The following is a 13,242-nucleotide window of genomic DNA, read 5'->3' on the forward strand; positions in this document are numbered from 1 at the left end:
TACCTGCTTAACTAGCTTGATTGGTAGCGATAGCCCATACCGTGCACTGTGCGAACCAGCACCGGATTGAGCGGATCTCGTTCAATGGTTTTGCGTAGCTTGGAAATATGCTGATCGAGCGTGCGGCTTTGCGGCAGATGATCGTATCCCCAAACGGCGTCAAACAGCATATCCCGAGTTACCACCCGGTTTTTATGTTGATACAGATAACGCAGGATATTGACCTCGCGTAGCGACAGTTCGAGACGCTGCTCCATACGGATGGCGCACAGCTCATTGGGAAAGACCGTCAGGTCGCCAAACGGGAAGCTGGCATCTTCCTCTGCATCTGGCGTTTGACGCAGGCAGCGCCGGGCGATGGTCTTGATCCTGGCACGCATTTCATGAATACCGAAGGGCTTACTGATGTAGTCGTCTGCGCCGAGTTCCAGCCCGATCACCCGATCAATCTCCTCATCTTTGGCCGACAGGAAAACGATGGGGATCTGTTGGTTGTGTTTGCGGATCTCCCTGCACACTTTATATCCATCAAGCTCCGGCATCATGATGTCGAGAATAATAAAGTCGGGTTGCTGCTGACGATACAGCGCCAGCGCCTGCGCCCCATTTTCTGCCGCGATAGGGCGGTAACCTTCATGTGCCAGCACTTCCATCAGGCCGTTGCGGATGTGGGCATCGTCTTCGGCGATCAATATTTTCATTGGCACTGCTCCTTATCGGTGATGGCCTCTGGCCCAGTGGCTAGCGGGAGTGTCAGGGTAAAGCAACTGCCGGTTGGGCCGCTGGTGACGGAGATTTCCCCTTGCAAACTGGTCGCCAGTTGCCTGGAGATGGTCAAGCCAATACCGGTGCCGGAAACACCTTCGGTAATGCTGCTTTTCACCCGATAAAACGGTTGGAAAATGGCCTTCAGCTCTTTTGCCGCGATGCCGCTACCGTAGTCGCGCACCCGGATCAGCGCATGGTTATCGCTCTGTTCGGCAATCAGTTCTACCCGTTTACCTTGTGCTGCATACTTTTCAGCGTTGCTAAGAAAGTTGCTGATAATCTGCGTCAGGCGGTCCACGTCAGTCGTAAGATGAATTTCGGCGTGGACGAGCAGCACCAGTTCCATCTGCCTGGCGCTGAAGGCGGGGATAAAAGCGTGGTAAATCTTGTTCAATAATGGGCTTAGTGCTACCGGCTGTAAGTGTACTTTGGGGGCTTTGGTAAAGCTGAGGATATTCTGGATCAAGCGTGAGAGGCGTTGGCTCTCATTGAGAATCACCTCAAGATAGCGCTGACTTGGGGAACTCGGTGAGCTCTCTTCCTGTTGCAACTCCTGCAACATCTCCGCATACAGGGAGATATTGGTCAACGGCGTCTTCAACTCGTGGGAGACTTGGCCAACAAAGTTGACCTGCTGTTGGGCAAGCCGCAACTGGCGGGTATATTCGCGGTACAGGTACAGCATGGCCAGCCCAACGAGCGCGATCAGCAGCAGGATCAGCAGACCCCCCCAGAGATAGGCGGTATAGCCATTGAGCGTTTTGGCGTAATAATCTATCTGCCAGGCGCTCAATGGATAAGGCAGGCGCTGGGAGTCTAGCGCCGCTTGCCCTTCGGGCAACTGCGCATCGCCGCTCTGATAGAGCAGGCGGCCATCATCCAGTACCCGCACTGTGTTCGGCGTATAGTCGAATGCCAGCGAGTTAATCACGTCAGACAGCAGCTTAACGTAGGAAAACTTAAAACCGATCAGTTGATTGCCGCGCTGCTGCCAGTAAATCAGCAGCGGCGCACCGAACTCACGGCTGAGGTACCAACCTGAGGTCGGCTGGGTTCGTTCATTGGTAAAGTAGTGGCTGTAAAGCAGACTCGGATCCTGCGTGATGGGGGTGATAGCCCGTACCCAGGCTTTTTCTTTCTCGGTCAGCGCCGCCTGAGCATTGGGGAACAGCAGCCGGTTTTTCTCCAGCACAAATAGCGCATCAATGCTGCTCTCTTGGGCGACTAATTCATTGAGTGCTTTACTGTCCAACGGAATATAGGTGGCGATAGAACTGAGGCGTACCGCGTTCTGATTCAGCAGGTCCATAATGAAGGTACTGACTTGGGTGGTATGGCTCTGTGCCAGACGCTGATTCTGGTAGTGACGCAACAGGGCTTCGTGGGTCAGGGTACGATAACCAAAGTAGGCGATCGCCGCGCAGATCAGCAAGGTGGTAAAGGTAAAGAGAAACAGACTTCTTGACGACTTCATAACCCATCCCATGGCGGCGCTGAGCCCGTTTACTGACTCAGCGCGGAGTTGGCCTTTACTTCTGCTGTTGTTTGACGTTGTAGTTCTGCTCTTTAAGTGCCTTACGGTAGGTGGCGGCTTCTTTACTGTCAATGTCCTCTGCCAGCTTGCGTTGCTTCTCCGTGCTCTCTCTCACCTTTTTCTCCGCAACCGGGCTGGAGAACGACAGGCCACCAAGTTTGGTCGCGTTAGATTCCAGCACTTTCTTTGCTTCATCTTTGCGGCCCGCATCGATTAGCCGGATAGCTTCGTCGTTGGCCAGCGCCGTTTTCTGAATCTCTGATTCGGCCAGCACCTCCTGCTGCACGGCATCGCTGACCTTCGCCGCAGAACGGCTATAGCTGACGGTGACCCGTTCGTTGACACGATCCTGCTGCTTACTGCTGAGATTCAGGTAGCTGACGCTGACATCGGCCAGATCTTTTTGCTGATTGTCGGTGCCCTTTTCTGGAATCACCTCCAGCAGGACGTATTTTTCCTGATTGGAATAGAGCTGATTCAGTTTGACGTTAACCACATTGCCGGAAATTTCCCCATCACGCCCAAGCAAGCGTACCGGTTTTACGCGATCGTGGGTCTTGATCTGGACGATAACGTCCTGTGCCACTACCGACATGACGTCCTGAAACTCTCTAGTAAAAGCGGTTTCCAGATCGGCCGAGTTTGCGACAAAGGCGTGGTTGCCGTCGCTGTAACCGGCGATGGCGGTCATTAAATCTTCGTTATAGTCGTCGCCCAGCCCGATGGTGGTGATGGCAATCCCTTTTTTGGCGGCGATGCGGGCCAGTTCGGCCAGTTCGCTGATGGAGGTTGGGCCGGTGTTCGCCTGGCCGTCAGAGAGCAGAATGATACGGTTTACCTGCTCGTGACTCAGGTGTTTATCCACCTGGCCAATGCCTTTGCTGACACCGGCAAACAGCGCGGTCATGCCTTGTGGGTGAATATGCTGCTGAATGCGGGCGATCAGCGCGGGTTTGTTGCTGACCTTGGTGGCGGGGATGATCACTTCGGCGCTGTTATCGTAAGCCACCACCGACAGCGTATCCGTTGGATTAAGCATATTCACCGCTAAAATCGCCGCCTCTCTGGCTTTTTCGATCCGGTCACCGCTCATCGAGGTGGAGCGGTCAATCACCAGCGCCAGGTTGATGGGGCTGCGGCGTTGGCTGTCAAGATTGAAACCGGTCAGGGATATCTTCAGATAGTTTTTATCTTCGCTGTTCACCAACATGACCGGGGCGGCGAGCTCTGACTTGATGCTGACCACGGGGGATGCCGTTTTTGCCAGCCCGAACAGCGGGAACAGAGAGAGTGTTAATAGGATTGCTGCCTGTTTTATTTTCACGATAGTGCCTCTTATGCAGGACTCTGGGAGTAGTGCAGCGATTATTCACCTTATCATGGGCTGAGTTGTCTGTTCGCTGTATAAAGTTGTCAAAATTTTGTAAAACAGCGACTTATTGCAGGGGCGAGCTTCTGTGGACACAACCCAAACGGGCTACAGACCGATTTGTTGCGGTGCTGCTGCGATAAAAGAGGGCTACTGTGTATAATGCCCGCCGCAAAAAAGCGCACGAGGATCGATGTAATGAATGAATATAATGACGAATACTGGATGCGGCAGGCGTTGAGCCTGGCCCTGCGTGCGCAGGAAGAGGGTGAAGTGCCGGTGGGGGCGCTACTGGTGCTGGATAATCAGGTGATTGGCGAAGGTTGGAACCGGCCGATTGGCCGCCACGATCCCACTGCCCATGCGGAGATCATGGCGCTGCGCCAAGGGGGCACGGTCTTGCAAAATTATCGCCTGCTGAACGCCACACTCTACGTCACGCTGGAACCCTGCGTGATGTGCGCTGGGGCGATGATCCATAGCCGCATCCGCCGCCTGGTGTACGGCGCTGCGGATGAGAAAACCGGTGCCGCCGGTTCGCTGGTGGACATCCTGCGCCATCCGGGTATGAATCATCAGGTCGAGATCGTGGCGGGCGTGTTGGCAGAAGAGTGCGCCGCGACGCTCAGCAACTTCTTCCGTTGGCGCCGTGAACAGAAAAAAGCGCTGAAGCAGGCGCTGCGTAGCGAGAAAGATCCAGAATAATCAGTAGTTCAGCGCCAGTTTTGCTTCTACCGCCGGATAACCTGGCGCCAGTTCAGTCTGTTTCATGGCTTCCTGTGCCGCCTTCTTCTCTTTTTCCTGTAGATAACCCACCAGGCTGACCTGATAGCGGCGGATATTTTCCACGTAGTTATAGGCTTCGTGACCACGGGCATAGCCATAGGTGAGTAAGGGGGAATAGCGTTTCTGGCTGAGCATCGGCAGACGCTGTTTGACATCCACCCAGCGATCGGGGTTGCCCTGCTGGCTTTTGGTCAGTTTACGGGCATCCAGCATATGACCCCAACCCATGTTATAGGCCGCCAGAGCGAACCAGATACGTTCGTCTTCCGGTACGCTGTCTGGCACTTTTGCCATCAGGCGTTGCAGATAAAGAGCGCCACCCTGAATACTCTCTTCTGGGTCAAGCCGGTCATTGACACCTAAGCCTTCTGCGGTAGCGCGTGTCAGCATCATCAGCCCGCGCACGCCGGTAGGAGAGGTGGCTTGCGGGTTCCAGTGGGATTCCTGATAGGCAATGGCGGCCAGCAACTTCCAGTCGATCTCATTGGCATGCTTTTCAAACAGTGAACGGAAGTTAGGCAGCACTGAGTCGATCGCCGACAGGAAGGTTCTGGTATCGACGTAATCGAAGCTACCCACATGACCAAGGTATTTTTCTTCGAGCCGCGCCAGCGTACCGTCTTCCACTTTCTGACTGTAAAAATCCAGCAGTGCGGCATACAGGCTGTTATCGCTGCTGCGCTTCAGGTACCAGGTCACCGGTTCTTCATCGGTCACGTCAAACGCCACCGCCAGTTGTGGGTGAATACGCTGTAGCAGAGCAATGGTGACGGAATCACCAATGGTGTAATCAAGTTTGCCGTCGGCGACCTGCTCCAGCAGTTCCTTGGAGGTGAGATCGCTCGAGGCTTCCCAACTCAGGGTGGGGTATTTATTCTGCTTGAGCTGTTTCAACGTGCTGACGTGCGCCGAGCCTGAAGCTACCGCCAGCTTGCCTTTCATATCGGCAAAGGTTTTTGGCCGCGGGGTGCCGAGCCGGTAAACCACTTGCTGGGAAACCGAGTAGTAGGCCGGGCCGGTGCTGGCGCGGCTGAGACGATCCGGGTTGTAGATCAGACCTGCGGCCAGCAGGTCGGCGTTATCATCATCCAGATCGTCAAACAGATCGTTGATATTCTGGTGCGGGATCACCACCAGTTTCACACCCAGATAGTTGGCGAAGCTTTTTGCCAGCTCATAGTCAAGGCCACTCGGCCCCTGCTTGGTGGTGAAATAGGTTAATGGCGAATTCAGCGTACTGATCCGCAGCTCTCCCCGTGATTTGATCGCTTCGAGTTGGCCACCCAAGCCACCGCGCCAAGCAATATTGGGCCACAGGGCGAGTGCCAGAAGCAAGGTGACAACACCGATTAGAATGTAATTTATTTTTATTCGTTTCAAATAGTTATCTCAAATAAATGCACGCTTTCAGTTAGCTGGAGTACGGGACTTATCATGGTTAAATCACCAGTGTTGGGGGCATTTTGCGTAACTAAACGCCAGCGTGCAACTTTATTGACACGTTATGGTAAATCGATAGCGGAAAGCGCTTTTATCAATAATAGCTACGCAAACGGTTTCGTCGGCGGCGCGGATTCTCTATAATGGCGCGCGTTTTCCCCTGTTGCGCCCAATGAAGTACTGAAGTTCAGTTGCTTCGAAGACGAGAGAACTTTGATTATGGAAATATTGCGTGGTTCGCCCGCTTTGTCGGCTTTTCGTATTACCAAACTGCTGTCCCGCTGCCAGGACGCTCAACTCCCGGTCAGTGATATCTACGCCGAATACGTCCACTTTGCCGATGTTAGCGCACCGCTAAGTGCTGAAGAACATGCCAAGCTTCAGCGGTTGCTCAAGTATGGCCCCTCTCTCGCTGAACATGCCCCGGAAGGCCGCCTGCTGCTGGTCACGCCGCGTCCAGGCACCATTTCCCCCTGGTCTTCCAAAGCCACCGACATTGCGCACAACTGTGGCCTGGCCCAGGTGATTCGCCTTGAGCGTGGCCTGGCATTTTATGTCACCGCGCCTGCGCTTGATGAAACCCAGTGGCAAACACTCGCCGCGTTGCTGCACGATCGCATGATGGAAACCGTCTTTAGCGAGTTGCAGCAGGCAGAAAAACTGTTTTCTCATCATCAACCGGCACCGTATCAAGTGGTCGACATGCTGGGCCAAGGCCGTAGCGCCCTGGAGCAGGCCAACGCGAAGCTTGGCCTGGCGCTGGCACAGGACGAGATTGACTACCTGCTGAATGCGTTTACCGGTTTGGGGCGCAACCCAACGGATATCGAGCTGTATATGTTCGCGCAGGCCAACTCCGAACATTGCCGCCACAAGATTTTCAACGCCGATTGGATCATCGACGGCGAGCAGCAGCCGAAGTCGCTGTTCAAAATGATCAAAAACACCTTCGAACAGACGCCGGACTACGTGCTTTCAGCCTATAAAGACAACGCCGCCGTGATGGAAGGTTCGCAAGTGGGCCGCTTCTTTGCTGCGCCGGAAAACGGCCTCTATGACTATCATCAGGAAGATGCGCATATCCTGATGAAAGTAGAAACTCATAACCACCCGACGGCGATCTCTCCGTGGCCGGGTGCCGCTACCGGTTCCGGTGGCGAGATCCGTGACGAAGGAGCCACCGGCCGCGGCGCGAAGCCGAAAGCTGGTCTGGTGGGTTTCTCGGTTTCCAACCTGCGTATCCCTGGTTTTGAACAGCCATGGGAGCAGGATTTTGGTAAGCCGGATCGCATCGTCACCGCGCTGGATATCATGACCGACGGCCCGTTAGGGGGCGCTGCGTTCAATAACGAATTTGGTCGCCCGGCGCTGGTGGGTTACTTCCGTACTTATGAAGAGCGCGTCAACAGCCATAACGGCGTTGAACTGCGTGGCTATCACAAACCGATTATGCTGGCGGGTGGTCTGGGTAATATCCGTGCCGATCACGTGCAGAAGGGCGAAATCACCGTGGGGGCCAAACTGGTGGTGTTGGGTGGCCCGGCGATGAATATCGGTTTAGGCGGCGGTGCAGCCTCCTCTATGGCATCTGGCCAGTCTGATGCCGATCTGGACTTTGCTTCGGTACAGCGTGACAACCCAGAAATGGAACGCCGTTGCCAGGAAGTGATCGATCGCTGCTGGCAGTTGGGCGATCACAACCCGATTCTGTTTATCCACGATGTGGGTGCCGGTGGTCTGTCGAATGCCATGCCAGAACTGGTGAGCGACGGTGGTCGCGGTGGCCGTTTTGAACTGCGTGACATCTTGAATGATGAGCCGGGTATGAGCCCGCTTGAAGTGTGGTGTAACGAATCGCAGGAGCGTTACGTGCTGGCGGTGGCTCCTGAACAGATGGCGCAGTTCGATGCCATTTGCCGCCGCGAGCGAGCGCCCTATGCGGTGATTGGTGAAGCCACAGAAGAGTTGCACCTGACGCTCAACGATCGTCACTTCGACAATCAACCGATTGATATGCCGCTGGACGTGTTGCTGGGCAAAACGCCAAAAATGACGCGCGACGTTCAGCGCCAACAGGCGCAAGGTGAAGCGCTGCAACGCGCAGAGATTACGATAGCCGAGGCGGTGAAGCGCGTTCTGCATCTGCCCGCGGTGGCGGAGAAAACCTTCCTGATCACCATTGGCGACCGCACCGTAACCGGTATGGTGGCGCGCGATCAGATGGTTGGCCCGTGGCAGATCCCGGTGGCCGACTGCGCGGTCACCACCGCCAGCCTGGATAGTTACTACGGTGAAGCTATGTCGATTGGCGAACGTGCGCCAGTGGCCCTGCTGGACTTCGCCGCCTCTGCCCGCCTGGCGGTGGGGGAAGCGCTGACCAACCTGGCGGCGACCGAAATAGGTTCGTTGAAGCGCGTGAAGCTTTCTGCCAACTGGATGGCGGCAGCGGGTCACCCTGGTGAAGATGCTGGTCTGTATGCAGCGGTAAAAGCCGTGGGTGAAGAGCTTTGCCCGGCGTTAGGCATCACCATTCCGGTGGGTAAAGATTCGATGTCGATGAAAACCCGCTGGCAGGAAGGTAATGAACAACGCGAGATGACCTCACCGCTTTCGCTGGTGATCACCGCGTTTGCCCGTGTTGAAGATGTGCGCCACACCGTGACACCGCAGCTGCGTACCGACAAAGGTGATACCGCGCTGTTGCTGATCGACTTGGGCAATGGTCACAACGCGCTGGGGGCTACGGCATTAGCACAGGTTTATCGCCAACTGGGTGACAAACCTGCCGATGTACGCAACGTTGAGCAACTGGCCGGTTTCTTTAATGCGATGCAGCAACTGGTGGCGGATCGCGCACTGCTGGCTTATCACGATCGTTCCGACGGTGGCCTGCTGGTTACGTTGGCAGAAATGGCCTTTGCTGGCCACTGCGGTGTGAATGTTGATATTCAGGCGTTGGGTGATGACGTGCTGGCGGCCTTGTTCAACGAAGAACTCGGCGCAGTTATTCAGGTTTCAACCGCGCAGTTGGCCGCCGTGCAGCAGGTGTTTGCCGAGCATGGTTTGACCGACAACGTGCACCACATCGGCAACGCGCAGAGTGGCGATCGCTTTGAGATCGCCTGCGCAGGTAAACCGGTGTATAGCGAAAGCCGCAATACGCTGCGCACCTGGTGGGCCGAAACCACCTGGCAGATGCAGCGCCTGCGTGATAACCCAGAGTGTGCCGATCAGGAACATCAGGCCAAGCAGGACGATCGCGATCCGGGTCTGAACGTTAAGCTGACCTTCGCACCGGATGAAGACATTGCTGCTCCTTACATTGCCAAGGGCGCGCGTCCGAAAGTGGCGGTGTTGCGTGAACAGGGCGTCAACTCTCACGTTGAGATGGCGGCTGCGTTCCACCGTGCCGGTTTTGACGCGGTTGATGTGCATATGAGCGATCTGCTGGCAGGGCGTCGCGATCTGCAGGAGTTCCACACGCTGGTGGCCTGCGGTGGTTTCTCTTACGGTGATGTGTTGGGTGCCGGTGAAGGCTGGGCGAAATCGATTCTGTTCAACGATCGCGTACGCGATGAGTTTGCCGAGTTCTTCCATCGGCCACAAACCTTGGCATTGGGTGTCTGCAACGGTTGCCAGATGATGTCCAACCTGCGTGAACTGATCCCAGGGGCTGAGCACTGGCCACGCTTTGTGCGTAACCTGTCGGATCGCTTTGAAGCCCGTTTCAGCCTGGTAGAAGTGGCCGCCAGTCCATCACTGTTTATGCAGGGAATGGCCGGTTCACGTATGCCGATCGCCGTTTCTCATGGCGAAGGTCATGTGGAAGTGCGCGACGTGGCACATCTGGCGGCGCTGGAACATCATGGCCTGGTGGCTCTGCGCTTTGTGGATAATGCCGGTCAGGTGACCGAGGTTTACCCGGTGAACCCGAACGGTTCGCCAAACGGCATCACCGCAGTGACCAGCAGCGATGGCCGCGCCACCGTTATGATGCCGCACCCAGAACGAGTATTCCGCACGGTCAGCAACTCCTGGCATCCGGAAGAGTGGGGGGAAGATAGCCCATGGATGCGCATGTTCCGCAACGCGCGTAAACAACTGGGCTGATTGACTCTGTTCGTTTGAGGCGTAATTGATTGGGGCGCAAAGTATTGCGCCCTTTTTATTGTCTTATATTTTAATGGGTTACGTGTAGTGTCGGTTTTCTGCGACAAACGCCATCTCGGGTGTCTCTAAAAGGAGACGTATAAGTTATTGATTTTATTGATGAGTAAATATATGGGGATAAGTTGTCGGTATTTGGCGACGGTACGATGGATTATAACTCATAAGGTGTAACCCAGATTGATAGGTCTAAATGGGTTTTAAATAAATTAATCAATAAAATCAATAAATTAATAAATAAACTTCAAGGTTGGCACGAGTAGTGCATTATATCATTCAGTTGCTCATTCAACTTGTTATGACGGCCCCGTATTTAGACGGAATTCTGCCTCATAAGCCACCGAATGATGCCAAAGAAATGGTGCCTATCGTCCAACCAAACCGATAACAGACGCGTAAGCGGCTTTATCAAGCATCGGACGACACGTTGAGTGAGGCACCGCCTTGTATCCAACTGTGATGATGTGTTCATCAATTCCGGATACTTAAGGATGCTATTCGTCCTATTCGATGCCAGCCTTGTGCTACATCACCCTGGGGACGAGGTTTAAGGGCATCCACACATCTTATTGCGATGGGGCATTTTTGCCCCAGCGTCAATATCAAAAGCGTATTCACACTGTCATCATACTGTGTTTACACCATCGTGACAGAAACTACACATGCGCCTTCTCAGTAAAACTTCCCAATCTCTTTCTCTCGTTTTTTGATTATTCTGGTGAACAGGTTTTCTCTTGCGCTAAACGGCCCTCTTTGCGTGCTAGATCGCGGATTCTCCTTCATCGGGCTTTTTTCTCCCCGTCGAGTCAGTTAGCATCAAGGCAGACTAGAGATAATGAGATGATTTCTTTGAAAAGATGGCGTTTATTCCCACGTTCGCTGCGTCAATTGGTGCTGATGGCGTTTCTATTAGTGCTGTTACCGTTGCTGGTACTGGCTTATCAGGCCTACCAAAGCCTGGATCATCTCAGTGCGCAGGCGGCAGATATCAACCGCACCACGCTGGTGGATGCCAGGCGCAGTGAAGCGATGACCAGCATGGCGCTGGAAATGGAACGCAGCTATCGCCAGTACTGCGTGCTGGTCGATCCTACGCTGGAGCGGCTCTACCAGAATCAGCGCAAACAGTATTCACAGATGCTGGATTCCCATGCGCCGATCCTGCCGGATGAGCGCTACTACCAGACACTGCGCGATCTGCTCACTCAGCTTGCCACCATTAAATGCCAGAGCAGCGGCCCCGATAAGGATTCTTCGCTGTTGCTGGAGTCGTTCTCGCGTTCTAACGCAGAAATGGTCCAGGCCACTCGTAGCGTGATCTTTTCCCGTGGTCAGCAGTTGCAACAGGCGATCGCCGAGCGCGGTCAGTTTTTCGGCTGGCAGGCGCTGTTGCTGTTTTTGGTCAGCGTGATATTGGTGGTGCTGTTTACCCGCATGATTATCGGGCCGGTCAAGGCGGTTGAGCGTATGATTAACCGTTTGGGGGAAGGGCGGCCAATCGGTATGACTGCCTCGTTCAAAGGCCCGCGTGAACTGCGATCGCTAGCGCAACGCATTATCTGGCTGAGTGAGCGCCTGGCATGGCTGGAGTCGCAGCGGCATGAGTTTTTGCGCCATATTTCTCATGAATTGAAAACGCCGCTGGCCAGCATGCGGGAAGGGACCGAACTGCTGGCGGATGAAGTAGCGGGCCCGCTGACCCCCGATCAAAAAGAGGTGGTGGCGATCCTCGATCAAAGCAGCCGCCACCTGCAACAACTGATTGAGCAATTGCTGGATTACAACCGCAAACTGGCCGATGGCCCGTCAGAACATGAGAATGTCGAGCTGGAAGAATTGGTCGATATGGTCGTCGCTGCCCACAGTTTGCCTGCCCGGGCTAAAATGATTCGCACCGAGGTGAAGCTTGATGCGGAAATCTGTTGGGCACAACCTACGCTATTAATGCGCGTACTGGATAATCTCTACTCCAATGCGGTGCACTACGGCGAGGAATCCGGTAACATTTGGATCCGCAGTCGCCAGGTTGGTCAACGGGTGCAGATTGACGTCGCTAATAGCGGTACGCCGATCCCCGAAACGGAACATACCATGATATTTGAGCCTTTTTTCCAAGGTAGTCACCAGCGAAAAGGGGCAGTAAAAGGAAGCGGGCTGGGGCTGAGCATTGCTCAGGACTGTATCCGCCGTATGCGCGGAGAACTGAAACTGGTCAACGTCGCTGACGCTGATGTCTGTTTCCGAATTGAATTGCCATTAACCGCCGAGAATGAATAAATAATGTACACATGGTCTAAACGCGCCTCTTTACCGCAGACCGAAGGTTCACCACGTGTTTCTCAACGTGCACCGCTCGGCAAGCGCCCACTCTCTTTTCTGGGCCCGATGCTTTTGGCCCCGTTTCTGCTGACCGGTTGTGTTGAACGTGCCGCCAGTACTGATTTGGCCCAGCAGCAGCAAGAGTCTATTCCAGACATTAAAGTCGTGGATTACCGCATTGCACCTTGTGAAACCCTGCTGCCGCTTGATGAAAAAGAGGTGTTGGAAAACCCTCTCTACTGGCTGCGAGTGATGGATTGTGCCGATCGCATCGGTTCCACTCAGGCCCGTGCATTGGTAAAAACCCTGCCGGGCAGCAACTGGCAAGGCGTTTTCAAACAAAGCATTCTGCTGGGTAGCGCTGAACCGACCTCGGCTGAACGCCGCCAGATCATCGATCGTCTCAATAGCTATCGTCTTGATTTTCCAAACTCATTACGCCCACTGTTGCAGCTATGGCGCCAGCAGCAGGCCTTACAGGTCTCACTGTTTGACGAGCGGGCTCGCTATCAGCATCTGCAGGAAAGCTCAGACAACCAGATAGACTTGCTGCGCCAAAACCAGGCTCATTTGCAGAACCAATTGCAGGAAACGTCACGCAAGTTGGAGAATCTGACCGATATCGAACGCCAACTCTCTTCGCGTAAGCAAATGCAGGGTGAAATCCCGGAAAACAGCGCAGCACAGCCAAAAGCGGATGCTGCCAGCAAGGGGGCGGCGACAACGCCAGTGCCGGCCAAAGCTAAAGCCAAAGAGGCTGAACCGGAACCTGCCCCTGAGGTAGAAAAAGGGACTGCTGTGCCAGTAGAACCGGAAGAAACCGACGCACCGCCACCTGTTCATAAGGAACCTTAAGCGC

8 protein-coding genes are annotated in these 13,242 nt (G+C 54.6%); 4 read left to right on the top strand and 4 right to left on the bottom strand.

Annotation, left to right across the window (positions count from 1 at the left end; translation table 11 throughout):
* Window positions 1-11: 11 nt before the first annotated feature.
* Genes ACX1CU_RS05940 through ACX1CU_RS05950 form a run of 3 tightly spaced genes read right to left on the bottom strand, consistent with a single transcriptional unit; the run spans window position 12 to window position 3,629 of the window.
* Window positions 12-701, bottom strand: coding sequence for a response regulator transcription factor (locus ACX1CU_RS05940; protein ID WP_459401677.1), 690 nt, complete (start codon window positions 699-701; stop codon window positions 12-14).
* Window positions 698-2,242, bottom strand: coding sequence for a sensor histidine kinase (locus ACX1CU_RS05945; RefSeq protein ID WP_459401678.1), 1,545 nt, complete (start codon window positions 2,240-2,242; stop codon window positions 698-700). Before ACX1CU_RS05945 ends, ACX1CU_RS05940 begins: the two co-directional genes overlap by 4 nt.
* A gap of 55 nt (window positions 2,243-2,297) precedes the next feature.
* The gene (locus tag ACX1CU_RS05950) at window positions 2,298-3,629 is read right to left on the bottom strand and encodes a vWA domain-containing protein (protein ID WP_459402730.1); all 1,332 of its coding nucleotides are present in this window, start codon (window positions 3,627-3,629) and stop codon (window positions 2,298-2,300) included.
* Between the two features lie 240 nt (window positions 3,630-3,869).
* Between ACX1CU_RS05950 and tadA the strand changes: the two genes are divergently transcribed.
* The gene (gene tadA, locus ACX1CU_RS05955) at window positions 3,870-4,376 is read left to right on the top strand and encodes a tRNA adenosine(34) deaminase TadA (protein WP_459401679.1); all 507 of its coding nucleotides are present in this window, start codon (window positions 3,870-3,872) and stop codon (window positions 4,374-4,376) included.
* Here the strand turns inward: tadA and mltF are convergent, their stop codons facing one another.
* A complete protein-coding gene (gene mltF, locus ACX1CU_RS05960) occupies window positions 4,377-5,837 on the bottom strand; it encodes a membrane-bound lytic murein transglycosylase MltF (protein WP_459401680.1) in 1,461 nt (486 codons plus the stop codon).
* A 276-nt stretch (window positions 5,838-6,113) separates the two neighbouring features.
* On the opposite strand from mltF, the gene purL reads away from it, so the two are divergent.
* The 3 genes from purL to qseG all read left to right on the top strand — a co-directional run bounded on the left by purL (window position 6,114) and on the right by qseG (window position 13,238).
* Window positions 6,114-10,007 (top strand): phosphoribosylformylglycinamidine synthase, encoded by a 3,894-nt coding sequence (purL, locus tag ACX1CU_RS05965; protein WP_459402731.1) that lies wholly within the window; start codon window positions 6,114-6,116, stop codon window positions 10,005-10,007.
* Between the two features lie 897 nt (window positions 10,008-10,904).
* On the top strand, window positions 10,905-12,341 hold the full coding sequence (locus tag ACX1CU_RS05970) for a sensor histidine kinase (RefSeq protein ID WP_459401681.1): 1,437 nt from the start codon (window positions 10,905-10,907) through the stop codon (window positions 12,339-12,341).
* Between the two features lie 3 nt (window positions 12,342-12,344).
* Window positions 12,345-13,238, top strand: a complete 894-nt coding sequence (gene qseG, locus ACX1CU_RS05975) for a two-component system QseEF-associated lipoprotein QseG (protein ID WP_459401682.1) — start codon at window positions 12,345-12,347, stop codon at window positions 13,236-13,238.
* Window positions 13,239-13,242: the final 4 nt, after the last annotated feature.

Source organism: Serratia sp. D1N4 (assembly GCF_054552755.1).